At 34.2% G+C, this 25,959-nt stretch carries 20 protein-coding genes and 1 riboswitch; of the genes, 15 read left to right on the top strand and 5 right to left on the bottom strand.

The window, feature by feature from the left end; all coding sequences use genetic code 11:
- Positions 1–43: 43 nt before the first annotated feature.
- Positions 44–724: a peptidoglycan recognition protein family protein gene (locus tag FYJ58_RS01390; protein WP_154516129.1), complete on the top strand. Its 681-nt coding sequence runs from the start codon at positions 44–46 to the stop codon at positions 722–724.
- Between the two features lie 115 nt (positions 725–839).
- Here the strand turns inward: FYJ58_RS01390 and FYJ58_RS01385 are convergent, their stop codons facing one another.
- Positions 840–1,319: a deoxycytidylate deaminase gene (locus FYJ58_RS01385; protein WP_154516127.1), complete on the bottom strand. Its 480-nt coding sequence runs from the start codon at positions 1,317–1,319 to the stop codon at positions 840–842.
- A 308-nt stretch (positions 1,320–1,627) separates the two neighbouring features.
- Here FYJ58_RS01385 and FYJ58_RS01380 point away from each other — a divergent pair, with 308 nt between their 5' ends.
- From FYJ58_RS01380 to FYJ58_RS01360, 5 genes are all read left to right on the top strand, one after another.
- Positions 1,628–3,289, top strand: a complete 1,662-nt coding sequence (locus FYJ58_RS01380) for a Na/Pi cotransporter family protein (RefSeq protein ID WP_154516124.1) — start codon at positions 1,628–1,630, stop codon at positions 3,287–3,289.
- Positions 3,290–3,318: 29 nt separating this feature from the next.
- Complete coding sequence (locus tag FYJ58_RS01375; protein ID WP_154516121.1) at positions 3,319–4,020, top strand: response regulator transcription factor; 702 nt, start codon at positions 3,319–3,321, stop codon at positions 4,018–4,020.
- A gap of 42 nt (positions 4,021–4,062) precedes the next feature.
- Positions 4,063–5,790, top strand: coding sequence for an ATP-binding protein (locus FYJ58_RS01370; protein ID WP_205839124.1), 1,728 nt, complete (start codon positions 4,063–4,065; stop codon positions 5,788–5,790).
- A gap of 46 nt (positions 5,791–5,836) precedes the next feature.
- Positions 5,837–5,922: riboswitch (ZMP/ZTP riboswitch) on the top strand.
- Between the two features lie 85 nt (positions 5,923–6,007).
- Complete coding sequence (gene purH / locus FYJ58_RS01365) at positions 6,008–7,561, top strand: bifunctional phosphoribosylaminoimidazolecarboxamide formyltransferase/IMP cyclohydrolase (RefSeq protein WP_154516116.1); 1,554 nt, start codon at positions 6,008–6,010, stop codon at positions 7,559–7,561.
- Between the two features lie 218 nt (positions 7,562–7,779).
- Positions 7,780–8,595, top strand: a complete 816-nt coding sequence (locus FYJ58_RS01360) for a M15 family metallopeptidase (protein ID WP_235912521.1) — start codon at positions 7,780–7,782, stop codon at positions 8,593–8,595.
- 29 nt (positions 8,596–8,624) lie between these two features.
- Here the strand turns inward: FYJ58_RS01360 and FYJ58_RS01355 are convergent, their stop codons facing one another.
- Both FYJ58_RS01355 and FYJ58_RS01350 read right to left on the bottom strand, forming a co-directional pair.
- Entirely contained in the window at positions 8,625–9,455 is an 831-nt protein-coding gene (locus FYJ58_RS01355) for a Cof-type HAD-IIB family hydrolase (protein ID WP_154516113.1), read from the bottom strand.
- Between the two features lie 306 nt (positions 9,456–9,761).
- Positions 9,762–9,962 carry a cold shock domain-containing protein gene (locus FYJ58_RS01350; RefSeq protein ID WP_154516110.1) on the bottom strand — a complete coding sequence of 67 codons (201 nt, stop codon included), beginning with the start codon at positions 9,960–9,962 and terminating at the stop codon, positions 9,762–9,764.
- Positions 9,963–10,215: 253 nt separating this feature from the next.
- On the opposite strand from FYJ58_RS01350, the gene FYJ58_RS01345 reads away from it, so the two are divergent.
- The 7 genes from FYJ58_RS01345 (at position 10,216) to ppdK (ending at position 20,161) form a co-directional block, all read left to right on the top strand.
- Complete coding sequence (locus FYJ58_RS01345; RefSeq protein WP_154516107.1) at positions 10,216–13,140, top strand: insulinase family protein; 2,925 nt, start codon at positions 10,216–10,218, stop codon at positions 13,138–13,140.
- A 19-nt stretch (positions 13,141–13,159) separates the two neighbouring features.
- The gene (era, locus tag FYJ58_RS01340; RefSeq protein WP_154516104.1) at positions 13,160–14,065 is read left to right on the top strand and encodes a GTPase Era; all 906 of its coding nucleotides are present in this window, start codon (positions 13,160–13,162) and stop codon (positions 14,063–14,065) included.
- Between the two features lie 84 nt (positions 14,066–14,149).
- Complete coding sequence (locus FYJ58_RS01335) at positions 14,150–14,332, top strand: hypothetical protein (RefSeq protein ID WP_154516101.1); 183 nt, start codon at positions 14,150–14,152, stop codon at positions 14,330–14,332.
- Complete coding sequence (gene recO / locus FYJ58_RS01330) at positions 14,271–15,011, top strand: DNA repair protein RecO (protein ID WP_154516098.1); 741 nt, start codon at positions 14,271–14,273, stop codon at positions 15,009–15,011. The genes FYJ58_RS01335 and recO overlap by 62 nt, the downstream gene beginning before the upstream one ends.
- Before the next feature lie 104 nt (positions 15,012–15,115).
- Positions 15,116–15,709, top strand: a complete 594-nt coding sequence (locus tag FYJ58_RS01325; RefSeq protein ID WP_154516095.1) for a hypothetical protein — start codon at positions 15,116–15,118, stop codon at positions 15,707–15,709.
- A gap of 49 nt (positions 15,710–15,758) precedes the next feature.
- Positions 15,759–17,147, top strand: coding sequence for a glycine--tRNA ligase (locus tag FYJ58_RS01320; protein WP_154516092.1), 1,389 nt, complete (start codon positions 15,759–15,761; stop codon positions 17,145–17,147).
- A gap of 389 nt (positions 17,148–17,536) precedes the next feature.
- Positions 17,537–20,161 carry a pyruvate, phosphate dikinase gene (gene ppdK, locus FYJ58_RS01315; protein ID WP_154516089.1) on the top strand — a complete coding sequence of 875 codons (2,625 nt, stop codon included), beginning with the start codon at positions 17,537–17,539 and terminating at the stop codon, positions 20,159–20,161.
- 164 nt (positions 20,162–20,325) lie between these two features.
- Here ppdK and FYJ58_RS01310 read toward each other — a convergent pair whose 3' ends face one another.
- A complete protein-coding gene (locus FYJ58_RS01310) occupies positions 20,326–21,117 on the bottom strand; it encodes a 7beta-hydroxysteroid dehydrogenase (RefSeq protein WP_154516086.1) in 792 nt (263 codons plus the stop codon).
- 357 nt (positions 21,118–21,474) lie between these two features.
- Here FYJ58_RS01310 and FYJ58_RS01305 point away from each other — a divergent pair, with 357 nt between their 5' ends.
- Positions 21,475–22,827 carry a sodium-dependent transporter gene (locus FYJ58_RS01305; RefSeq protein WP_154516083.1) on the top strand — a complete coding sequence of 451 codons (1,353 nt, stop codon included), beginning with the start codon at positions 21,475–21,477 and terminating at the stop codon, positions 22,825–22,827.
- 98 nt (positions 22,828–22,925) lie between these two features.
- Here FYJ58_RS01305 and FYJ58_RS01300 read toward each other — a convergent pair whose 3' ends face one another.
- Entirely contained in the window at positions 22,926–23,807 is an 882-nt protein-coding gene (locus FYJ58_RS01300) for a LysR family transcriptional regulator (RefSeq protein ID WP_154516080.1), read from the bottom strand.
- 185 nt (positions 23,808–23,992) lie between these two features.
- Here FYJ58_RS01300 and pckA point away from each other — a divergent pair, with 185 nt between their 5' ends.
- Entirely contained in the window at positions 23,993–25,579 is a 1,587-nt protein-coding gene (pckA, locus tag FYJ58_RS01295; protein WP_154516077.1) for a phosphoenolpyruvate carboxykinase (ATP), read from the top strand.
- Positions 25,580–25,959: the final 380 nt, after the last annotated feature.

The raw sequence follows: 25,959 nt of genomic DNA, 5'->3' as shown, positions 1-25,959 counted from the left end.
TTAGAGGCTCCATCTTTCGATTGGTCAATAGGATAGTGATAAAATGAGATATAAAAAGCGAAAGAAATCTTCCTGTTATCTCAGTGATTATAAGCAATTAGGGATTATAACAGGAGTCGGAATTGGTATATTAATTGTTATTTGTATTATGTTTGGTTCCATATTGAGAAAAGATAAACAAACAATGGCGGACCGGTTAAAGACGCCGCTAGTTGAGAAACCAAACATAACAGAAATGTTTTTAGAACCCAATGAGTATTCGAGACCTCAATTACCATTGGAAAAAGTAAATGGAGTTGTAGTACATTACACTGCAAATCCGGGAACAGATGCCAAGAGCAACCGGAATTATTTTAACAATTTAAAAGATACAAAAGCAACTAAAGTAAGCAGCCATTTTGTAATCGGATTAGATGGGAAAATTATTCAATGTGTCCCATTAGACGAAGTTGCTTACGCATCGAACAATAGAAATAGTGATACAATCTCAATAGAATGTTGTCATCCGGATAAAAGTGGAAAATTTACGGACGAAACGTATCAATCTCTTGTAGCATTAACTGCGTGGTTATGTGGTACTTATAATTTAAAGAGCGACGATCTTTTAAGACATTATGATATTACAGGAAAACAGTGTCCGCTTGATTATGTAAAATATCCGGAGAAATGGGAGAATTTTAAAGAGGATGTGCTGACATACATTGAAGAAAACAAAATGAATTGATAATCAAAAGAAGGTGGGAAAAACATTATATTAATGAAGAAAATAGAAAGTAAAAAAATGAAAAAGATAAGGTTACTGTATTTTTTTAAAATAGAAAGTACAGTAACCTTATTATTTATAAATGTAATGTAAATTCCTTGTTGCACATTTGATAACTGCGATAGGTGATTTTTGCACTGTCCATCATTCTTTTTGAGGCAATGACAGAATCCGTGTCGGCATATTTATCACTCATGTAGATGACTTCTTTGATTCCTGACTGAATCAAAGCTTTTGTACATTCGTTACAAGGAAATAAGGTAGTATATATTTTTGCACCTTTCATATTAGTACCGCTATAATTTAACAATGCATTTAACTCTGCATGACAAACATATAAATATTTTGTATCTAACGGATTACCTTCTCGTTCCCAAGGATATTCGTCATCTGAACAGCCGATTGGCATTCCATTATAACCGAGTGATAAAATTTTGTTATCGTCACTTACGATACAAGCACCAACGCTGGTACTGGGGTCTTTGCTTCTCATGGAAGAAAGTAAAGCGATTCCCATAAAATAACTGTCCCAATTTAGATAATCTTGTCTTTTCATTATGCTACCTAAATCCCACAAATCATTTGCGAGCCTGCCCATTTTAAAAACAGGTTGACGTCAGGGCAGTGATTCTTCCTTTCTTAATAAATTTCTCAACCCATTATATATCAAAATTACAAGTTTCGACATACTCTGTATCGATTTTAACATTAAATACATTACCTGTAAAGAAAAGTATAAAAAATATATCTTTACATAAACTTTACAATTGAATGGGTAGAAGTTTACAATAATTTTATATAATTATAAAACAGTATGGTCTAAGATTAAAAAAATATAAAGTGTTCGACCATAAGGAGGAAAAGATGGCGATTCAAGATTTAGAAATGTTATTTAAATTTGCAGGTGGACTTGGAATGTTCTTATATGGAATGAACATTATGGCAGATGGTCTTCAAAAATCGGCAGGGAATAAAATGAAATCGTTATTGTCTGCGTTGACATCAAATCGTTTCTTAGCGGTTGTTGTAGGAGCATTAGTTACGGCAATTATACAGAGTAGTTCAGCCACAACAGTTATGGTAGTAGGTTTTGTAAATGCAGGGTTATTACAGCTGACACAGGCAGTCGGAGTTATAATGGGAGCCAATGTTGGTACAACCATTACAAGCTGGCTTGTATCTATGAATGAATGGGGGGCAATGCTGAAGCCTGAATTTTTTGCACCTTTGGTCATTTGTATTGGTGCTTTTATGATTTTATTCACAAAAGAGAATAAAAAGAAGGAAATTGGAGAAATATTAGTAGGATTTGGCGTATTATTTATCGGTCTAAGCTTTATGTCGGGGTCTATTACACCATATAAAGATGCGCCAATATTTGGACAGGCATTTGCTCTATTTGGTTCTAATCCTATTCTTGGGATTTTAGCAGGTGCGATTATTACAGCATTAATTCAAAGTTCTTCTGCTTCGGTTGGTATTTTGCAGACTTTAGCGATGAATGGAATGGTAAATTGGGGTTCAGCAATTTTTATTACATTAGGACAAAATATAGGTACTTGCATTACTGCGATTTTATCCAGTGCGGGTGCGAATAAAACAGCAAAAAGGGCAGCTGCAATTCACTTTTTATTTAATACAATTGGTGCGGTTCTTTTTGGCGTAATAACATATGTTATTTTCCTGTTCGATAGGAATTTAGCGTCTGCACCAATTAACAGTGTACAGATTTCGATATTCCATACAATCTTTAATATATGTAATACATTAATCTTATTCCCATTTGCAAATCAGCTGGTAAAATTATCAGGACTTCTTGTACATGGGGACAAAGAAGAGGAATATACAGAAAATGCAGAGGAAGAATTGGAACATCGTTTGGACGAAAGAATTTTAGAAACTCCTTCTTTTGCAGTAGAAACTGTTGTAAAAGAAGTTGTTAATATGGGATTGGTAACACTAGATAGTTTTAAACGTGTAAAAAAAGCATTTTTAGAAAATGATGAAAAATCAGTTGAAAAAGTATTGGCTGGAGAGCAGGTGATTAATGGTTATGAAAGCCAATTGACGGAATATATTGTAAAGATTAATAATTTATCATTAAACGATGAACAGCATCTTGTTGTGAAAAATCTTTTATATACAATTAGTGATATAGAACGGGTTGGAGATCATTGTGAGAATATAGCAGAGCTGGCACAACAAAAAATTGCCCGGAAGATTAATTTTTCAGAGGAAGGAACAAAGGATTTAGAAACGATGTTTGACCGGGCCCTTATGTCCTTTGAAGCCGCTGTAAATGCCAGATTGACAGGCGAACAGCAATATATTGAAACACAGAAGAAATGCGAAGTAAAAGTAGATAATTTAGAGAAAAAATTAAGAGACAACCACTTTAAACGTCTTGCAGAAAATAAATGCAGTGCAACGACGGGAACTTATTATCTAGATGTAATTAGTAACCTGGAACGTATTTCTGATCATGCAGATAATATTGCAAATTATGTGCTTGAAGAGATACAATAGATAATATAGAAATAAAAAGGGGGTTTTTTATGAGTACAAAAACAATACTTGCTGTAGATGACGAAGAACATATTTTAGAGCTGATACGATATAATCTTGAAAGCTCAGGTTATAAAGTAGTAACAGCAGAATCTGGCGAAGAAGCATTAGAAGTGTTGTTAAGGAAGAAGTGTGATCTGGTATTACTGGACTGGATGCTTCCGGGAATTGATGGAATTGAGGTAATTAAAAAAATTCGTGAAAATTCCAAGCTAAAAAAACTCCCGGTTATTTTATTAACTGCGAAAAATGAAGAAATAAATAAAGTAGTTGGACTAGAAATTGGAGCAGATGATTTTTTAACGAAGCCATTTGGCATTTATGAACTGTTAGCGAGAATTAAAGCTGTTTTAAGAAGAAGTGAGGATTCCTTTGATAAGCCGGAATCAAAAGAAGAAATCCTGGTAATTGATTATATTAAAATCAATAAAGCCAGAAGAACAGTGGAGGTCGATGGAGAACTTGTGGAGCTTTCGTTAAAAGAGTTTGATTTATTATATCTGCTTGCTAAAAATAGAGGATTTGTATATTCAAGAGATATGCTTTTGGAAAAGGTATGGGGATATGATTATGAAGGTGAAACAAGGACAGTGGATGTTCACGTTAGTAATTTGCGAAAAAAACTAGAGAAGGATGACCAAAATCCGAAAATAATAAAGACAGTTCGAGGAGTTGGATATAAAATACCATAGAGAATAATTAGTTCTAACCCAGACTGCAGTAGGGGTATGAAAATGAGAAAAAAAATATTTGTGTCATATTTGGTTATTATTGTGATAGCAGTAATGATTGCAACTTTTTCTTTTTGGAATCGAGGATATGAGTTTTTCTCCGGGGAGAGTGAAACGAAATATTTAAGAGAAACAGAATTGCTGGGAGAATTATTGGAAAGTAAAAGACCAGATAAGCAAGAAGAGTATGATAAATTTGTAGATTATTACAGTGGAAAATATGGTGTCAGAATTACGTTAATTGATAAAAATGGAGATGTATTATCAGACAGTGGTAATACAAAAACATTGGAGAATCATTTAAAACGAGAAGAGGTAAAGAGGGCGTTAAATGGTGAGCATGTATCACTAAGCCGTTATTCTAATACAATGCACCAAACGTATTGTTATAGTGCAATACCGGTTGAGTTTAATTCTTTTCACGGCGTTCTTAGAATATCAGTTCCAATGGCAGAGATAAAAGCGTTAAATCAAAATTTAGTTCATGCAATTATTCTTTCGGTTATCTTTTGCTTTTTGATTGCATTAGTGATTGCATTGTTTTTTACTAAGTTTCTTACAGAACCGGTTGAGGAGATTACGCAGGCAGCAGAACGAATTTCAGAGGGAAATTATGATACGGTTATCAAAACAAAAGAAAAGGGAGAACTTGGAAGACTTGCCAGTTCGTTTAATCTAATGACAAAAAATTTAAAGTCAACAATGGACAACCTGATTGGAAAAAATATAGAACTAGAGGCAGTATTTCGGAGTATGAATGGCGGAGTTGTAGCTATCGACAGCCAGAATAATATTATGTTTTATAATCAGGCGTTTTCTAAGCTTGCGAACAAAGATGAGCAGGAATTGACCGGTCGCTCTTTTTATAATGAGGTGTATAGTGAAGCAATCTATGAGGCAGTAAAAGTAGCAAAAGAAAATCAAATTGATGAAGTAAAAGAGGGAAAATGGAATGGAAAAAGAATTCGGGCAACGGCAGCCCCGTTAGTAGGGGAAGATGAGATTCTTGGAATTTTAATTCTTGTAGAAGATATAACAAAGTTGAAAAAATTAGAACATATGCGAAGCGATTTTGTATCAAATGTAACGCATGAATTAAAGACACCACTGACTTCTATTCGTGGTTTTGTTGATACATTAAAAAATGGTGCGATTGATGACCCAAAGGTATCAAGAAAGTTTCTGGATATCATTGATATTGAAACGGAGCGCCTGTATTCTCTTATTCAGGATATTCTTCTTTTGTCAGAAATTGAATCAAAGCAAGATTTTGAGATACAGCCTTGTAATATAACGAAGGTTGTAAAAGAGGTGGTTGATTTACTTGAGCCTAAATTTAAAGAAAACTTAAAGCTAAATTATGTTCCGGAACCGTATATACGTCCATATTATTGTAATGCAAGCAGAATAAAAGAACTTTTAATTAATCTTTTAGATAATGCAATTAAGTATACAGAAGAGGGAAGTGTTACACTTATATGCAAAGAGGACGGAGATGATTTGCTGATACAAGTGTCAGATACAGGAATTGGAATTGAGCAAAAATATCTGTCCCGTATTTTTGAGCGTTTTTATCGGGTTGATAAAGGTCGTTCCAGGAAACAGGGTGGAACAGGTCTTGGGCTGTCAATTGTAAAGCATATCGTAGAGCTTTATAATGGAAGAATCAAAGTGGAGAGTAAGGTTTCAGAAGGAACAATGTTTGAAATCCGTTTACCATATAACAATTGAAAAAATAGTTGCAATCCGTCTTTAGATGTTGTAATATAAATTTGTGAAGGCTCTGTATAACTGGCGGAAAGTAGGAGAATACCTACAGGGAGTACAGAGTAAATGAGAATGTCGACCGCCTGGGCAGCCGTTTGGGTATTACTGTATGTAATAGCAAAAGGTTACCCGGGCGGTTTTTCTGATGCATAAAAATTGTTTTTATTTAAAGGAGAATCGTATGAGAGCATTAATAAGTGTATCTGACAAAACTGGCATTGTCGAATTTGCAAGGGAATTAACAGAGCTAGGGATTGAGATTATTTCAACGGGAGGTACATATGCAAAGCTAAAAGAAGCGAAAATTCAGGCAATTGAGATTTCTGAATTGACAGGATTCCCGGAATGTTTAGACGGAAGAGTAAAAACACTTCACCCTATTGTACATGCAGGGCTTTTGGCGATGAGAAGCAAACCGGAACATATGAAGCAATTAGAAGAACTGAATATCGAAACAATTGATATGGTTATTGTTAACTTATATCCTTTTAAACAAACGATTTTAAAAGAGGGAGTAACCAGAGCTGAAGCTGTTGAAAATATAGATATTGGCGGACCTACTATGCTTCGTTCTGCTGCGAAAAACTATCAGGACGTTACAGTTGTAGTGGATCCTGGAGATTATGAAAAGGTACTTTTTGAATTGAAAGAGAACAAAGAAGTTTCTTTGGATACAAAGTTTTATTTAATGCAGAAGGTATTTATGCATACTTCAAATTATGATACGATGATTGCTGATTATTTGAAAAAGCAAAGAGAAGATTATGAGCTACCGGAAACTTTGACAATGACATTTGAAAAAGTTCAGGACATGAGATATGGCGAAAATCCTCATCAAAAAGCAGCATTTTATCGTGAAATTGGGAAAAAATGTGGTTCTCTTGTAGAAGCAGAGCAGTTGAATGGAAAAGAATTATCATTTAATAATATCAATGATACAAATGGAGCGTTAGAATTATTAAAGGAATTTACAGAGCCAACCGTGGTTGCATGTAAACATGGTAATCCTTGTGGTGTTGGAAGTGCAGAAACAATTGAAGAAGCATGGGATAAAGCTTATGATGCTGATAATGTATCTATTTTTGGAGGAATTGTTGTTATCAATCGTGAAGTTACAAAATCACTGGCAGAGAAGATGGCAAAGATTTTCTTAGAAGTCATTGTTGCACCTGGATATGAAAAAGAAGCACTTGAAATTTTGAAAGAAAAGAAAAATTTAAGAGTACTTTTATTACCGGATATTCAAGTACCTCAGGAAAAACATGCCTATGATTTAAAGAAAGTAAATGGTGGCTTAATTGTACAAACAATAGACAGTGAACTTTTCGTAGATGAAAATTTAAAAGTGGTGACTGATCGGGCTCCAAGTGAAAAAGAGATGGAAGATTTAAAATTTGCATGGAGAGTTGTAAAATATGTGAAATCAAACGGAATTGCAATTGCTAAAAATAAACAGTCTGTTGGAATCGGACCGGGTCAGGTGAACCGAATTTGGGCAGCAAAACAAAGCTTTGAGCATGCTGAGGAGTTGATTGGCGAAGGTGCAGCAAAAGGATGTGTATTAGCTTCCGATGCTTTCTTCCCGTTTGATGATTGTGTAGAAGCAGCTCATGAAGCGGGTATTACAGCTATCATTCAGCCAGGTGGATCTGTACGTGATGAAGATTCAATTAAAAAATGTAACGAATATGGAATTGCAATGGTATTCACAGGAATGCGTCATTTTAGACATTAAATAGATTATATGATAACTTCATTATTATCTTGGCTATTAATTGTATCATGGAAGTTGTTATGAAACAGATATAAATAGTGTAATATTTTAAAGTAATGTATAGGGAGTACCACTTTATAACGATTGAACAGTTATAGAGTGGGCTCTTTTATTTTTTACTTGTGTTTTGTAAGAAAGAGGGGTAGACTAGTAAAAAAGCTATTTAGGAAATAATGAGGATGGATATAATGAAAGGAAAGATTGCTTTATTAAGTGGTTTGTGTATTTTATGTTTTGGAATTTACGGTTATCAGGGGAAGACTGAAGCTAATCTTAACATAGTGGAGAGGGTCACAGATAAAGCAGATGCTAAATCAATTCAAAATAAGCCAGCGAGTGTAACAAAAAAACAGATTAAATCAAAACCTGCCGGAACTGTTTTGACAACGCAGGAAATTAAAGTAATAGGGAAAGAAAAACTGTTTTATTCTTCAAAGATAACAGATTCTGTATGGAAGAGAATTTATAAAAAATCTTATAAAAAAGATTGTGTAATACCCAAAAATGATTTAAGGTATATACAAATTTTATACTATGGTTTTGATAAAAAATCGCATGTTGGGGAATTGATTGTAAATAAGAAAATAGAAAAAGATACGATTGCTGTTTTTAAAGAGTTATATAATAAGAAATATCCAATTGAGAGAGTGGAGCTGATTGATAACTATAATGCAGAAGATGAGGCGTCAATGACAGCTAATAATACAAGCTGTTTTAATTACAGAACAATTAAAGGAAAGAAAACATTGTCTAACCATAGTAAAGGGTTGGCAATTGATATAAACCCATTGTATAATCCATGCGTGCGTACAAGAAATGGAGTAACAGTAGTTGAGCCAAGTGCTGGAACTGTTTATGCAAATCGAAAAAAACAATTTTCTTATAAAATAGATAAAAATGATTTTTGTTATAAGACATTTAAAAAATATGGATTTACATGGGGTGGAGAATGGAATAGTTTAAAAGATTACCAGCATTTTGAGAAAACGGCGTAACATAATTGGTACGCCGTTTTTGGATCATATTAAGAAAGATTATCAATCATAGATAAAATAAACTGTTGAATGACATGTGCAATTCCATCTTCATCATTTGAGAGGGTAATAAAATCTGCAGCCTTTTTTACGGCTGGCTGTGCATTTTCCATGGCAACGCCAAGACCGGCATATTGAATCATTGATAAATCATTAAATCCATCACCACAGCAAATCATTTGTTTTCTTGATAAACCAAGATGTTTCAAAAGCTTTGAGAGGGAGTAGGCTTTATCAATGTTTGGGGGCATAATTTCTAAGAAAAAAGGCTCGGACCGGTAAATATTTAACAGGTTACCAAACTGTTCTTTGTAATGCTCTTCAACAATAGCCATATGCTCTGGTTTCCCTGTTAAAAGACACTTATTTAATTTAGTCGTTGAAATCTCTATTAAAAAGTCATCTGCTTCTTTCAGAGGAATTCCATTAATTTTTGATTCTAATTGATTATATTCATCCATTCCATTCCCAAGTAAAATAATGTCATCCTTATAAGTTAAAATTCCAACCCCTTCATTTCGTGCTGTTTCATAAATGGCTGGCAGTAATTCACTTGGAAGCGTTGAATTATAGATTACATCCTTTGTTTCATAATTTATAATTTTTGCACCATTAAAAGAAAGAATATAACCACCATATTTGTCCAGGCAAAGTTCATCTGCCAGATTAACAATTCCGGTAGTAGGTCTGCCAGAGGCAAGAACAACTTTGATACCATCTTCCTGAATTTGAAATAGAAGCTCTTTTGTTTTAGGGGTAATTTTTTTATGCGAATTAGTAAGAGTTCCGTCCAAGTCCAATACTATTATTTCATATGCCATAATATCCTCCGTATTTTTCGTTTGTATTCATTAAAAAAATAACTTCCTTTTTATAATATCCGTTTTAGCAAAAAATATCTACAAAAAAATAAAAAGACCATCGCACTAATTAGCACGACAGTCCCTTCATTATTTACTGCATTACTGCACTTCATTGTTACAACCCAAGAACATAATACCTTCCAAAATAACTTTTCATAATATTAGAAATTGAATCTATATAAGAACAGTTATATGATTTATGCTCGATTATAACTTTGTGACTATCCCCTCTATAGGACAAAATCATAATTGTAAAATTATAAATTATGCTAATTTTACAACGTTTGCTGCTTGAGGACCCTTTTCTCCATCAATGATGTCGAATTCAACTTCTTCATTTTCGTTTAAAACTTTGAAGCCGTCCATCTGTAATGCGGAAAAATGAACGAATACGTCTTTTCCTTCTTCATCAGAGATGAATCCAAATCCTTTTTTAGCATTAAACCATTTTACTGTACCTTTCATTGTGAAAGCCTCCTAGAACTATAATTTCTACAGCAATTTTGCTGCCATTTAAATGTAACATATTGCCATAAAAAAGTCAATTTTTTATGGATATTGTATGAATAAAATTTCATACAATAACTGTAGTTTAACATATTCTATAAAACAGCTTTTGTATAAATGAAAAACATGTGTTATACTATAAATCAAAACCTCATGTTTAAACGGCACATGGAATGAGAAGAATATAGAAAGAAAATATAAGGAGATTATTATGTCAGACCAGATAAAAGATTTAGAGAATTATGAGCTTATAAAAGAAGAACAATTAGAAGAACTTCAGAGTCTTGGACTTATTTTAAGGCATAAAAAAAGTGGGGCAAGGGTTATTGTTCTGTCAAATGAAGATGAAAATAAAGTATTTTCGATTGGATTCCGCACGACACCTGCAGATTCCACGGGAGTTCCTCATATTATTGAACATACAGTACTTTGTGGTTCGAAAGAATTTCCTGCGAAAGATCCGTTTATTGAATTGACAAAAGGATCTTTAAATACATTTTTAAATGCAATGACTTATCCGGATAAAACGATATATCCATTGGCAAGTTGTAATCAGAAGGACTTTAATAATTTAATGCATGTATATTTAGATGCTGTGTTCTATCCTAATATTTATCAGAAAGAAGAGATTTTTAAGCAGGAGGGCTGGCATTATGAATTAGATAGTGAAGACGGAGAATTACAATATAATGGTGTTGTTTATAATGAAATGAAGGGGGCATTTTCCTCACCAGAACAACAACTATATCGTTTGATTCAGCAGTCATTATTGCCGGATACTACTTATGCCTGTGAGTCAGGCGGTGATCCGGATGTGATACCGGAACTTACTTATGAGCAGTTTTTGGATTTCCATCGTAAATATTATCATGCTTCCAATAGCTACATCTATTTATATGGTGATATGGATGTAGAGGAAAGACTTAACTTTTTAGACGAACACTATTTAAGTAAATTCGAAAATGTAACCGTAGATTCAGAAATTACAAGACAGGAACCATTTGAACATACAAGAGAGGTTGTGGAAGAATACTCAATTGCAGAAGGTGAGGATGAAAAGGGAAAGACTTACTTAAGTTATAATATGGTAATCGGAACAAGTCTTGATAAGGAATTATATCTTGCATTCCAAGTGCTTGATTATGTATTATTATCTGCACCGGGAGCACCATTAAAACAGGCACTTTTAGATAAAGGAATTGGAAAAGACGTATTTAGTTCTTATGATAATGGAATTTACCAGCCAATCTTTTCCATTATTACAAAAAATGCAGACTTGGAACAAAAAGAGGAATTTGTAAAAGTAATCAAAAATGCCTTAGAAGAAATCGTGGAAAATGGATTAGATGAAAAATCATTAAGAGCAGGTATTAATTATTATGAATTTAAATATCGTGAAGCTGATTTTGGTCAGTTCCCAAAAGGGTTAATGTATGGAATTCAAATTTTAGACAGCTGGCTTTATGATGATACAAAACCATTTATCCATATTTGTGCCAATAAGACATTTGAATTTTTAAAACAATTGGTAGGAACCGGTTATTATGAAAATTTGATAAAAACATATTTAATTGAAAATACACACAGTTCTCTTGTTATTGTAAAACCAAAGATTGGACTTACAATGCAAAAAGAATATGAATTGAAGCAAAAATTAGCGGAATATAAAGCTTCTTTATCAAAAGAAGAAATTGCACAATTAATAGAGGATACGAAAAAGCTTCATGAATATGAAGAAACTCCATCTACAAAGGAAGAATTGGAAAAGATACCGCTTCTTTCAATTGATGATATTGGAAAAGGGATACATCCTTTGTATAACAAGGAAAAAGAAGTAAATGGAGTAAAGGTGCTCCATCATAATGTATATACGAATGGAATTGGATACTTGAAATTAAGTTTTGATATTTCTGATTTAGGTAAAGCAGCACCTTATTTGGGACTATTATCAACAGTACTTGGTTATGTAGATACAGAACATTATAGTTTCCTTGAACTGGCAAATGAAATTAATGTTCACACAGGTGGAATTGGGGCGGTTATTAATATTTATAACCAGAGAGGCGAAAAAGGCGTCTATTCTGCACGTTTTGAATTGAAAGCAAAAGCTTTATTTGATAAAATACCAAAAATGTTTGAACTAATTCATGAGATACTGGAAAATACAAAATTGGATGATGAGAAGCGATTAAAAGAAATTCTTGAGGAAACAAAATCAAGAATGGAAATGAAATTGAATTCCAGAGGACATTCGACAGCGGTAAATCGTGCAATGTCTTATTTCTCTGAAAGTGATTTGTTTGATGATAATTCCAGTGGAATTGGATACTATCAGACAATTTCGGACTGGACACAAAATTTTGAAGAGAAAAAAGATACGATTATTAAGGAATTGTCTTATTGGCTTTCTTGCATTTTCCGCACAGATAATTTAATTGTAAGTTTTACAGCCGATGAAAAAGGATATTCGTTTATTGAACCAGAGCTTAGTAAATTTATTGCCAGCCTTACGGGTACGAAAAATGCGAAAGTGTTAGAAAAAGAAGAATTGGTTTGCAAAAATGAAGGCTTTAAAACACCAGGGCAGGTACAATATGTTGCACGGTGTGGAAATTATATGGAGAATGGAGCTGCATATACAGGTTCCTTAAAGGTATTAAAAACAATTTTAAGCTATGACTATCTGTGGAATATGATTCGTGTAAAAGGTGGTGCATATGGATGTATGTGTGGATTTTCATATGACGGAAAGGGATATTTTACTTCTTATAGAGATCCTAAGTTAAAAGAAACAGACGAAGTTTATGCAGGTGTTTATGACTTTGTAAAGAATTTTGAAATAGATGACAGAGATATGACAAAATATATTATTGGAACAATTAGTGGGTTGGATACACCGCTTACTCCTGCAATGAAGGGAAGTCGTTCCTTTGGGGCTTATATGTGCGATGTAGATGAAGCATTTTTACAAAAAGAGAGAGATGAAGTATTAGCAACAACAAAAGAGAAAATCAGAGCGACTGCTGACGTTGTAAAGGCAATTTATGATGCCGGTAATATTTGTGTTATTGGAAGTGAAAATCAGATTGAGGATAACAGAGAATTATTCAAAGAAGTGACCAATTTACTTCGATAAGAGAACAAAGGAGAATGAAATGAAAGAAAGCTTTAAATCAGGATTTGTTACACTAATCGGAAGACCAAATGTAGGAAAATCAACCTTGATGAATCAGCTTATTGGAATGAAGATTGCGATTACATCCAGTAAGCCACAGACAACAAGAAATCGGATTCAGACGGTTTATACAGGAGAAAAAGGACAAATTATTTTTCTTGATACACCAGGAATTCACAAAGCAAAAAACAAGCTTGGTGAATATATGGTGACGGTTGCAGAGAGAACTCTGAACGAGGTTGATGTAATTTTATGGCTTGTAGAGCCGACAACATTTATTGGAGCAGGAGAGCGTCATATTGCAGAGCAGCTTTCAAAAACCAATACACCGGTTGTTCTTGTAATTAATAAGATTGACACGGTAAAAAAAGAAGAGATTCTTACGTTTATTGATGCTTATAAGGATATTTGCAAATTTGAAGATATTGTTCCAGTGTCTGCGATAAACGGAGAGAACACAGACGAGTTGTTAGACACGATTTTTAAGCATTTGCCAGAAGGACCAATGTACTATGATGAGGATACGATAACAGATCAACCGGAACGTCAGATTGTGGCAGAGCTGATTCGTGAAAAGGCATTGCGTCGTCTGGATGATGAAATACCACATGGAATTGCAGTTGCAATCGATTCGATGAAAACAAGACAGCATGGAAGGATTGTTGATATTGATGCGACAATTGTGTGCGAACGGGATTCCCATAAAGGAATTATAATTGGAAAGCAAGGCTCTATGTTAAAAGCAATCGGAACAGATGCCCGCATTGAAATTGAAAATCTTCTTGATATTAAAGTTAATCTGAAAATATGGGTTAAAGTCAAAAAGGATTGGAGAGATAGTGACTTTTTGATGAAAAATTATGGATACAATAAAAAAGAAATTTAGTCTTTTGTATAGAGAAAGAAAAAGTGGAGAACCTATTATTGAAACATTACAGGAATGGATGAAACAAGATAGGGGGCTCACAAAATGAATCTTTCCGATTATTGGAAACAGTTTGAACGGACAGGAAGTATCAATGATTATTTGAATTATGCGTGTGCCAGTGAAGAGTGGCAGGCACAAGAGAAAGAAGAGAGTGAATCTTTAGATGAATCAGGAAACTGTACTGGGAATGGTCTTGTCAGCCATGCCTGTTGGCGATTACGATAAGCGTCTAGTTTTATTAACAAAAGAGTACGGTAAGATTGCTGCATTTGCAAAAGGTGCAAGAAAGCCTAATTGCACCTTGCTTGCAGGCAGTCAGCCATTTGCATTTGGAGAGTTTCAAATCTATCAGGGGCGCAATTCCTATACAATCGTATCAGCGGAAATAAGAAATTATTTTGAACAGCTGAGAGATGACTTAGAAGGTGCCTGCTATGGATTTTATTTTTGTGAATTTGTAGAATATATGACGCATGAAAATCAAGATGAGATAGAAATTTTAAAACTGTTGTATCAGACTTTACGTGCGATTACAACAGAAGCGATACCAAATCCTCTTATTCGTGCTATTTTTGAAATCAAGATTCTCTGTTTGAACGGTGAGGCACCTCAAGTATTTGAATGTGTAAAGTGTGGTATTGATGAAGAAAAAATGGTATTTAGTTCTTTTGCTGGTGGATTATTATGTAGGGAATGTCAGAAAAAGTTTTTGTATTCGAATGTAAAACTATCTCCCGCCGCACTTTATGCACTACAGTTTATTGTAGCAACTCCGGTAGAGAAGCTTTATACTTTTACGGTAAAACAAAGTGTGTTAAAGGAATTACAAAAAATTGCAGAAGACTATTTGAAAATTTACATAAATCATAATTTTAAGGCGTTAGAAATGTTGCAGGTATTTTAAAATAAGATAACTTTTACAAATATGTTGAAAAAATATGTATAAAAGGTTACAATATAAAAGATTATGAGTAAACTTAGGCTGATAAAGCACCTTGGAGGGAACGTATGAGGAAATGGAAGCTTTATGCCTGTCTTACTTTGTGTGCCTTATTTTTTACCGGCTGTTCTGATGCAAGTCTTAATTTGAAGGCGGAAGAACTGGAGAAAAATACATTTTCAATAAACCGGTCTGGAGAGATTTGTTCAGGGATTGTAGAAGCATTTGACAAAAGTTATTATGACAAAACAGAACTAGAGCAATATTTGCAAGATGCAGCGGATAGTTATAATAGTGAAAATGGTAAAGATTCATTTTTGGTAGATTCATTTTTGGTAGAAGATAAGATTGCCAAGGTAGTATTCAAGTATAAAGGTATGGATGATTATAAGGCATTGAACAAGGTAGAGGCGGAGTACTTTACTGTGGAGGAAGCGGCAAAGCAGGGAGCTTTTCCGGGAAAATTAAAGCAGGTAAAAGATGGTGAATTTGTTTCAAAAAAAACAGTAGAGGAAAATTCAGATTATCACGTATTAGTCTTAAATGAAGAGTATGATGTAAGAGTGAGTGGGAAGATTTACTATTATGTAAATTGTACAGTTTATAATAATAAATCGGTACATACATCGGCAGAAGAAACTTCAATTATAGTATATAAGTAGTGAATGAAACGAAAACAATTAGAAAAGAAACAGAGAGGTAGATAGCGAAATGGAAAAGTCAATGGAAAAAATTGTTGCATTAGCAAAGGCAAGAGGATTTGTATATCCTGGTTCTGAAATTTATGGTGGTCTTGCGAATACATGGGATTATGGAAATCTTGGCGTTGAACTTAAAAATAATGTTAAAAAAGCATGGTGGAAAAAATTTATTCAGGAGAATCCATATAATGTCGGAGTTGACTGTGCAATTCTTATGAATCCACAGACATGGATTGCTTCCGGACATTTGGGAAGTTTTTCTGATCCGCTTATGGATTGTAAAGAATGTCATGAACGATTCCGTGCGGATAAAATAATTGAAGATTACATGAATGAGAATGGAATTGAAATAGAAGGAAGTGTAGATGCCTGGTCAAATGAGGAAATGGCATCTTATATTGAAGAACATAATATTGTATGCCCAAGTTGTGGAAAACACAACTTTACGGAAATTCGCCAATTTAATCTTATGTTTAAAACATTCCAGGGCGTTACAGAGGATGCAAAAAATACAGTATATTTAAGACCGGAAACGGCACAAGGAATATTTGTTAACTTTAAAAATGTACAAAGAACATCCAGAAAGAAGATTCCGTTTGGAATTGGTCAGATTGGTAAATCTTTCCGAAACGAAATTACACCGGGTAACTTTACATTCCGTACAAGAGAATTTGAACAGATGGAATTAGAGTTTTTCTGTGAGCCGGATACGGATTTAGAATGGTTTGAATACTGGAAAAATTATTGCATTAATTGGTTAAAAGACCTCGGTATGAAAGAAGAAGAAATGCGTGTTCGTGACCATGAACAGGCAGAGCTTTCTTTTTATAGTAAAGCAACAAGTGACATTGAATTCTTATTCCCATTTGGGTGGGGCGAATTATGGGGAATTGCAGATCGTACCGACTATGACTTAACACAGCATCAAAATGTATCCGGTGAACCAATGGATTATTTTGATGATGAAAAGAAGATAAAATATGTGCCATATGTAATCGAGCCATCGTTGGGTGCAGACCGTGTAACTCTTGCGTTCCTTTGTGGTGCTTATGATGAAGAGGAGTTAGAAGGTGGAGATACTCGTACAGTACTTCATTTCCATCCTGCACTTGCACCTGTTAAGATTGGTGTATTGCCTTTATCTAAAAAATTATCAGAAGGAGCAGAAAAGGTGTATGCTGAATTAAGCAAATACTATAACTGCGAATTTGACGAAAGAGGAAATATTGGAAAAAGATATAGAAGACAGGATGAAATTGGTACGCCATTCTGTATTACTTACGATTTCGAGTCAGAAGAAGATGGAGCAGTTACTGTCCGTGACCGTGATACTATGGAGCAGGAAAGAATTAAAATTTCAGAGTTAAAGGCATATTTTGAAGAAAAATTTAATTTCTAAATACTGGTAATAACGTAGAACCAGACTTTTTACAAAAAGTTATTTTAATATTTGTAAGAAGTCTGGTTCTTTTTTTGGTAATCAGAAAGAATGAGTAAATTTGCAAAAATCGTACATCTTAAAACAATCTGTGAGAATGTAAGCGAATCCAATCAATGGAAAATCTGAGAAAATTTAGGTATAATATGACTCAACGTTTTTGTTTTTCTAGGTCTACGGGAGCAGAAGAATTTGAAAAGAAAGTTAATTCAAGATAAAATGTCAAAAAATTTAAAAAAAACCTTTTCTTAATTAGGCAGTTTGTGTTATAATGGCAAAGAGCGGTTGGGATGAAATTTTATACATCGTCAATCGAATCTATGTATTAATATTTTAGGAGGATATGTAAGATGGCAAAATGGGTTTATTTGTTTAAAGAGGGTAATGCTGACATGAGAAACCTCCTTGGTGGAAAAGGTGCTAACTTAGCAGAAATGACTAACTTAGGACTTCCAATTCCTCAGGGTTTCACAGTAACAACAGAGGCATGTACAGATTATTACAATAGTGGTAAACAAATTACAGACGAAATCAAAGGGCAAATCTTTGATGCACTTGCTGAATTAGAAAAAATTCAAGGAAAAACTTTTGGAGATACAGAGGATCCGTTATTAGTTTCTGTTCGTTCTGGAGCTAGGGCTTCTATGCCTGGTATGATGGATACAATTCTTAACTTGGGTCTTAACGATGTAGCTGTAGAAGGCTTTGCTAAGAAAACTGGTAATCCAAGATTCGCATATGATTCCTATAGAAGATTTATTCAGATGTTCTCAGATGTAGTTATGGAAGTACCAAAATCTTACTTTGAAAAAATCATTGATGAATTAAAAGAAGAAAAAGGTGTTAAATTTGATACAGAATTAACAGCAGACGATTTAAAAGAATTAATCGTTCGCTTTAAAAAAGTATATAAAGATGCTATGAATGGGGAAGATTTCCCACAAGAACCAAAGGTTCAGTTAATGGAAGCTGTAAAAGCAGTATTCCGTTCATGGGACAACCCTCGTGCTATCGTTTACAGACGTATGAATGATATCCCAGGCGATTGGGGAACAGCTGTAAACGTACAGGCAATGGTATTTGGTAATATGGGTGATACATCAGGAACAGGTGTTGCATTTACTCGTAATCCATCTACTGGTGAAAAAGGTATTTATGGTGAATACTTAATTAATGCACAAGGCGAGGACGTTGTTGCCGGTGTTCGTACACCACAGCCTATTACTAAATTAGCAGAAGATTTACCAGAATGCTACAAGGAATTTATGGAAATTGCTACAAAGCTTGAAAATCATTACCGTGATATGCAGGATATGGAATTTACAATTCAGGAAGGTAAACTATATTTCTTACAGACTCGTAATGGTAAGAGAACAGCTCCAGCTGCTATCCAGATTGCTTGTGATTTAGTAGATGAAGGAAAGATTACACCAGAAGAGGCTGTTTTAAGAATTGAAGCAAAATCTTTAGATCAGCTACTTCACCCAACATTTGATGCAGCTGCATTAAAAGCAGGACAGGTTATCGGTTCCGCTCTTCCAGCATCTCCAGGTGCTGCAGCAGGTAAAGTATATTTTACAGCTGATGAAGCAAAAGCTGCTCATGAAAAAGGCGAAAGAGTTATCTTAGTTCGTCTTGAAACATCTCCAGAAGATATCGAAGGTATGCATGCATCAGAAGGTATCTTAACCGTTCGTGGTGGTATGACATCTCACGCTGCTGTAGTAGCTCGTGGTATGGGTACTGCATGTGTATCCGGTTGTGGAGAAATTAAGATTAATGAAGAAGCAAAAGTATTCGAACTTGGTGGAGAAACAATCCATGAAGGAGATTACATTTCATTAGATGGTTCTACAGGAAAGATTTACTTAGGTGATATTAAGACTGTAGAAGCTTCCGTAAGCGGTAACTTTGGAAGAATCATGGCTTGGGCTGATGAATTCAGAACATTATCCGTTAGAACAAATGCAGATACTCCGGCAGATACAGAAAATGCTGTTAAATTAGGAGCAGAAGGTATTGGTCTTTGCCGTACAGAGCATATGTTCTTCGATGCAGACAGAATTCCTAAGATTCGTAAAATGATTCTTTCTGATACAGTAGAAGCAAGAGAGGCTGCATTGAACGAATTAATTCCTTTCCAGAAAGCAGACTTCAAGGCAATGTATGAAGTTTTGGAAGGAAAACCAATGACAGTACGTTATTTAGATCCACCTCTTCATGAGTTTGTACCAACAGACCCAGAAGATATTGCTGAATTAGCAAAAGATATGGGATTAACACCGGAACAAGTACAGGCTAAATGTGATGAATTACATGAATTCAACCCAATGATGGGACACAGAGGATGCCGTCTTGCTGTTACATACCCAGAAATCGCTAAAATGCAGACAAGAGCTGTAATGGAAGCTGCGATTGAAGTAAAAGAAGAAAAAGGATACGATATCGTGCCAGAAATCATGATTCCATTAGTTGGCGAAAAGAAAGAATTAAAATATGTAAAAGATGTTGTTGTTGAAACAGCAGAACAAGTTAAGAAAGAAAAGAATTCCGACATTGAATATCATATCGGTACAATGATTGAAATTCCTCGTGCTGCATTAACAGCAGATCAGATTGCTGAGGAAGCTGAATTCTTCTCATTTGGTACAAATGATTTAACACAGATGACATTTGGATTCTCCCGTGATGATGCTGGTAAATTCTTAGATTCTTATTACAAAGCAAAAATTTATGAATCTGATCCATTTGCAAGACTTGACCAGACAGGTGTTGGACAACTTGTTCAGATGGCAGCAGAAAAAGGACGTAAGACAAGACCTAATATCAAGTTAGGAATCTGTGGTGAACATGGTGGTGATCCAAGTTCCGTAGAATTCTGCCATAAGGTAGGACTTAACTATGTATCTTGTTCTCCATTCCGTGTACCAATTGCACGTCTTGCAGCAGCACAGGCAGCATTAAATAATAAATAATTAAAAAATTACGATATAAGTAAATTATTTATTTAAATAAATGAACGAAAGCTACCATATTGACTTTTATAGTTAGTTAATGTGGTAGCTTTTATAAATATATGAATTTACAAAAAGAGATAAAAAGTAAAGATAAGGAAAAGGAGCAATGGTAAAGTGTTGCTTTATTCGTAGAATCTACCCATATAAGCAGCAGCTTCATCGGCAGTCATATCTGTTTGCCAATGTTTTACAGAGTTACGATTGCGCTCTCCAACAACAAGACTGTGTACTTTACCAATGTTATCAAAAATTTCATCAATTGTGTCTTCGGTTGTCATGGCAGCTTTAATTGCAGCTTCACCGGCTTCTCCGCCCGGTTGGTTTTGTAGCCAGGATGGAGTAATTGTAGAGCCTAAAGTTGCAACCATGACATCAACATTGGTTTTTTCTGCCTCATAGCCGACAGCTTCTGTTAATTTCTTTATGTACGCTTTTCCGGCACCATATTGTGCATTATATGGAGAAGAAGTTACACCGGTTAAAGAAGAAATATTTAAAATAAGACCACGGTCTTGCTTTGCGAAAATACCCATATAATGGTAAAAACATTTTAAAAATGTTATAATATTAACATTGATCATTTGTTCATGTTTTTCCCAATCGGTATCTTGTAGTTTTCCGAAACTATGCAGACAGGCAACATAAGACATAAAGCCCATATCTAAATCTTTTGTTGCTTCAAAGATAGCGTCTGTACAGTTCGAAAGAGAAAAATCGGCACGAATTACTTTACTTTTAACTTGATAAGTTTTTTCGATTTCAGCGCCTAATTCTTTTAATTTTTCTTCTCTTCGTCCTACCAAAATAACATTCATTCCGCCTTTTGCTATTTTTTCCGCAATTGCTTTTCCAACTCCCTCAGTTGCACCAAGAATAATACCCCATTCCCCATATTTTTCTTTTAATGAATTCATTAAAACTACCTCCTTTAATATTTAACATAAGCTAATTATAGCACGACTTTGTTAAAAAACCTATAATGATGTTAAAAAAATAACAAAAAATTTATAGACTTACAGATTTGTTGTGAAATTTTTTCATAGAACAGATTTATATTGATAAAACTTGAGAAAAAGAGAAAAAATATAAAAAATAAAATTGTAGGATTAAAAATTGTTAAAAAAAGATAAAAAAAATGAAAAAAGCATGAATATTTTGTTATTTTTTGAAAATGGAAATGAGGCTATTTTTTTTGTATAATAAAATAATCTAAATATTGATGAGAGAAATAAAGGTATTTAGTTAGATTAATGATACGGAGGAGAAGAGCTATGAACAAAAAGAGTAATTTTTCCAGCAGAATTGGTTTTATTTTTGCGGCGGCTGGTTCTGCGGTGGGACTTGGAAACATTTGGAGATTTCCTTATTTAGCTGCAAAGTATGGTGGGGGAACATTTTTATTGATTTATTTAATTTTGGCTGTTACATTTGGTTTTACATTGATGATAACAGAAATTGCCATCGGCAGAAAAACTGGTAAAAGTGTATTATATGCTTTTTCATCGATGAATAAGAAGTTTAATTTCTTAGGAATTTTGGCCAGCATCGTGCCGATTATCATTTTTCCATATTATTGTGTTATTGGAGGCTGGGTAGCAAAATATTTTTCAACTTATGTTTGTAATCCGGCAAAAGGAACTGTGAATGGAGACTATTTCCAAGGTTTTATTTCTTCTACTGTTCAACCTATTTTTTGGTTTACTTTATTTATTTTAGCTACTGCGCTGATAGTAATGCTTGGAGTTGAAAAAGGAATTGAAAAAGCAAGTAAATTTTTAATGCCATTTTTAGCATTGTTGTCAGTTGGATTAGCAGTATATACACTTACATTGGACGGCGCGATGGATGGTGTTGCCTATTATTTGATTCCTGATATGAGTCGGTTTTCTTTTAATGCAGTATTGGCAGCAATGGGGCAACTCTTTTATTCCATGTCATTAGCAATGGGAATTATGGTTACTTATGGTTTTTATGTTTCAAAGAAGGAAAATTTGGAAGCATCTGTCCGCAATATTGAATTTTTTGATACCGCAATTGCGTTTATTTCCGGCTTAATTATTATTCCAGCAGTTTTTGCATTTTCTGGAGGGGATGAAAGCAAATTATCGGCTGGAGCCGGTCTTATGTTTATTACATTGCCGGATGTTTTTGGTAATTTAAAATATGGAAATATTGTTGGAACATTGTTCTTTTTATTAGTTTTATTTGCAGCTCTAACTTCAGCAATTTCCCTGATGGAAACAATTGTATCTGTGATACAGGATAAGTTTAAGGTAAAACGTATAAACGCCTGTCTGATTGTAGCAGGTTTGGCATTTTTAGTCGGAATTCCATCTTCTCTAGGATTTGGAGTTTGGTCAGAGGTTCAGATTTTGAACTTGTCAATTTTGGATTTCTTCGATTTTATCAGTAATGCTATTTTAATGCCAATTGTTGCATTCTTAACTTGTATTTTTGTTGGTTATATCGTGAAACCAAAGGCAATTATTGATGAAGTAGAGGAATCATCTGTTTTTAAAAGCAAGAAAATATATACGGTTATAATTAAATATGTTGCACCAATTTTAATTATATTAATTTTAATTAGTTCGATTTTAAATACATTTGGAATTATTACACTTTAATTTATTAAATTCTTATTTAAAATAAAAATTCGTTATACTAATGGTAAAATAATTAGTATAACGAATTTTTTGTTATAGGGTGTTACTTAAAAGCATTCTTATTTCAACATTTTTAATAACTGTCTTGCAGCGACGCTTAAAGGACGCTGTAAATCTCTTAAGATACAAATATGTCGTTCTGGAATAGAATCTTCCAACTTGATTTCAATTATTTCTCCACTTTCTAAAGCTGGTTTTGCTAAAGCCTCTGGGACAAAACCAATTCCTAGGTCATGTTTAATGACAGGAAGCATTAAATCTGATGTAGCCAGTTCAATGTCTGTTTTCAATTCTAAACCATGAGATAAAAAGAGCTGTTCATAAAAGGCATATGTCATCGTTCCTTTTGAAAGTCCGATGATTGGCAGGTGTTTTAAATCTTTTAAGTGAAAAGATTTGTCCTTTAAATCAGAAAAAGCTTTTCCGGCAACTAATACATCATGAAAGGATTGCACACGGGTTGATTTTAAATGTTTTCCTATATCTGCAGGTGTTGTAGTAACAGCCAGTTCTGTTTTACCGGCTAGAAGGTCAGCTACCGCCTGGGGGGTTGAATTATTTAAAATTTTGATGTGCACTCCCGGATATTTTTGATGAAATAGTTTTAGCCGTTCCAGTAAAAAACAGTGTAGTCCTGTTTCGGTTGCTCCAATATATACAGTTCCTCCATGCAAATCTAATGCGCTTTCTAGTTCCTCTTCTCCTTTTAAAATATGTTCACAGGCAGGTGCAATGTGTTGAAATAATAATTCTCCTTCCGGTGTCAATGACACACCTCTTCGTGAACGTATAAAAAGACGACAATTTAGTTCATGTTCCAGGTTTTGAATTGAGCGGGTAACGGAAGGCTGGCTGGACATAAGAACATTAGCTGCCTGAGTAATATTTTTATATTTGGCAACGTAATAAAAGATTTTGTAGTACTCAAAATTTGCAGGCATATTGCTCCTTTCTTATCTATCATGTTATTTTGTTATAATAGATATGTGATAATATTATTTTTCTGAATGATATTATTTTAGTATAATAAACGAGAAAAGAAAAGGAAAAAAGATTGGTTATTTTAAATAAGGGGAAATAGCTAATTATAAGGGGCCTTTTCTTATTATAATTAGGAGGTATCGAAATGGAAACATATGGTCTTAAAAAACTTGGTATAATTCATCCAACTGCAGTATATAGAAATTTGACTCCAGCTAAACTGGTAGAGGCTGCATTGAGAAGAAATGAAGGTGTATTAAGTGATACAGGAGCTTTGGTTGTTACAACAGGAGCATATACAGGACGATCTCCAGAGGATAAATTTATTGTAGATACAGAGGCAGTGCATGATACGATTGCTTGGGGCAAGGTAAACAGACCAATCTCAAAAGAAAAATTTGACCGTATCAGGGAAAAAATGGCTGCATACTTACAAAACAGAGAAATTTTTATATTTGATGGAATGGCAGGAGCAGATCCTGTATGCACAAAGAAATTCCGTATTGTAAACGAACTTGCAAGTCAGAATCTTTTTATCCATCAATTATTAATTAGACCAACAGAAGAACAGTTGGAAAATTACGGGGAACCCGATTTTACAATTATGGTTGCACCAGGTTTTCAGTGTATTCCAGAATTGGATGGTGTTCATAGTGAAGCAGCAATTATTGTCAATTATGAGGAAAAACTAGTATTAATTGCAGGTTCCAGATATTCAGGAGAGATTAAAAAAAGCGTATTCTCTGTTATGAATTACTTGATGCCAATAGAAAAAGATGTATTGCCAATGCACTGTTCAGCGAATATGGATCCAGAAACAGGCGATACCGCAATCTTTTTTGGACTTTCTGGTACAGGTAAAACAACGTTATCGGCAGATCCAAAAAGAAAACTAATTGGTGATGATGAACATGGCTGGTCTAATCATGGTATTTTCAATTTTGAGGGCGGTTGTTATGCAAAATGTATTAATCTTGATCCGGAGGGAGAGCCGGAGATTTATAATGCAATTCGATTTGGAAGCTTAGTAGAAAATGTGATTTTGGATTCTGCAACAAGAAAACCCGATTATAATGACAACAGTTTAACGGATAATACAAGAGTAGGTTATCCGATAGAATATATTTCAAATGCAGCAATTCCAGGTGTCGGAGGAATTCCGAAGGTTATTATATTCCTTACGGCAGATGCTTTTGGTGTACTGCCTCCAATCAGTCGTTTAGATGAAAATGCAGCGATGTATCATTTTGTAACTGGTTTTACATCGAAACTTGCAGGAACAGAACGTGGTGTAACAGAGCCGCAACCAACGTTTTCAACTTGTTTTGGTGAACCATTTATGCCACTTAATCCGGCAAAATATGCGGAAATGCTTGGAGAGAGAATTGAAAAATATAATACGAAGGTATATTTAGTCAATACTGGATGGACAGGTGGTCCTTATGGTGTTGGAAGCCGTATGAAATTAAAATATACAAGAGCAATGGTTACAGCTGCTTTAAATGGAACAATAGAACAGGCAGAATATAAGCATGATGAGATTTTTAATGTGGATATTCCACAGTCTTGCAGTGAAGTACCTTCTGAAATTATGAATCCTAGTGATACATGGGATAGTAGAGAAGAATATGACAAAGCTGCGAGAAAGCTTGCTAAAATGTTTGAAGAAAATTTTGCTAAGAAATACCCAAATATGCCGGAACATATTGCGAAAGCAGGTCCTAAGGCATAATATGATACCAGGGTCAAAAGGTCATGCTTTTCATGCTGGCATGAAAAAGCATGACTTTGAGAACCGTAAAAACATGAGAAAGTAGCCCGTACAGGGCGGATTTCGAATGTTTTTAGGATGACGGGAGCACAAAGTGCGTAGTCATCCGTAAGTATCAGGGGGCAAAATATCTTTTGACCCCAACATCATAATATATTGTTAATATAAAAGTGGATTTAATTACCTCCAAAATTCGCTGTTATGTTGAATTCTTTTGTAATAAACAATGGGCTGTGTTTATTACAAATGGCTTCAATCATACAATAGATAAAAGTTGATTGAAGCTTGTGAATGGAATACAACAAAAAAGAGAAAGACGGATTATTTGTTGAAAAAACAAT

The organism is Velocimicrobium porci (genome assembly GCF_009696045.1).
GTDB classification, from domain to species: Bacteria; Bacillota; Clostridia; order Lachnospirales; family Lachnospiraceae; genus Velocimicrobium; species Velocimicrobium porci.
The sequence above is the reverse complement of the archived record's forward strand: the minus strand, read 5'-3'. Positions and strand labels throughout refer to the sequence as shown.

Coding starts and splice junctions, on each gene's coding strand:
- era (WP_154516104.1), top strand. CDS start 13,160: ATGAAAGAAAGCTTTAAATCAGGATTTGTTACACTAATCGGAAGACCA.
- FYJ58_RS01345 (WP_154516107.1), top strand. CDS start 10,216: ATGTCAGACCAGATAAAAGATTTAGAGAATTATGAGCTTATAAAAGAA.
- FYJ58_RS01385 (WP_154516127.1), bottom strand. CDS start 1,319: ATGAAAAGACAAGATTATCTAAATTGGGACAGTTATTTTATGGGAATC.
- recO (WP_154516098.1), top strand. CDS start 14,271: ATGAATCAGGAAACTGTACTGGGAATGGTCTTGTCAGCCATGCCTGTT.
- ppdK (WP_154516089.1), top strand. CDS start 17,537: ATGGCAAAATGGGTTTATTTGTTTAAAGAGGGTAATGCTGACATGAGA.
- FYJ58_RS01370 (WP_205839124.1), top strand. CDS start 4,063: ATGAGAAAAAAAATATTTGTGTCATATTTGGTTATTATTGTGATAGCA.
- FYJ58_RS01325 (WP_154516095.1), top strand. CDS start 15,116: ATGAGGAAATGGAAGCTTTATGCCTGTCTTACTTTGTGTGCCTTATTT.
- FYJ58_RS01375 (WP_154516121.1), top strand. CDS start 3,319: ATGAGTACAAAAACAATACTTGCTGTAGATGACGAAGAACATATTTTA.
- FYJ58_RS01320 (WP_154516092.1), top strand. CDS start 15,759: ATGGAAAAGTCAATGGAAAAAATTGTTGCATTAGCAAAGGCAAGAGGA.
- FYJ58_RS01355 (WP_154516113.1), bottom strand. CDS start 9,455: ATGGCATATGAAATAATAGTATTGGACTTGGACGGAACTCTTACTAAT.
- FYJ58_RS01360 (WP_235912521.1), top strand. CDS start 7,780: ATGGATATAATGAAAGGAAAGATTGCTTTATTAAGTGGTTTGTGTATT.
- FYJ58_RS01390 (WP_154516129.1), top strand. CDS start 44: ATGAGATATAAAAAGCGAAAGAAATCTTCCTGTTATCTCAGTGATTAT.
- FYJ58_RS01310 (WP_154516086.1), bottom strand. CDS start 21,117: ATGAATTCATTAAAAGAAAAATATGGGGAATGGGGTATTATTCTTGGT.
- FYJ58_RS01305 (WP_154516083.1), top strand. CDS start 21,475: ATGAACAAAAAGAGTAATTTTTCCAGCAGAATTGGTTTTATTTTTGCG.
- FYJ58_RS01335 (WP_154516101.1), top strand. CDS start 14,150: ATGAATCTTTCCGATTATTGGAAACAGTTTGAACGGACAGGAAGTATC.
- FYJ58_RS01350 (WP_154516110.1), bottom strand. CDS start 9,962: ATGAAAGGTACAGTAAAATGGTTTAATGCTAAAAAAGGATTTGGATTC.
- FYJ58_RS01300 (WP_154516080.1), bottom strand. CDS start 23,807: ATGCCTGCAAATTTTGAGTACTACAAAATCTTTTATTACGTTGCCAAA.
- purH (WP_154516116.1), top strand. CDS start 6,008: ATGAGAGCATTAATAAGTGTATCTGACAAAACTGGCATTGTCGAATTT.
- FYJ58_RS01380 (WP_154516124.1), top strand. CDS start 1,628: ATGGCGATTCAAGATTTAGAAATGTTATTTAAATTTGCAGGTGGACTT.
- pckA (WP_154516077.1), top strand. CDS start 23,993: ATGGAAACATATGGTCTTAAAAAACTTGGTATAATTCATCCAACTGCA.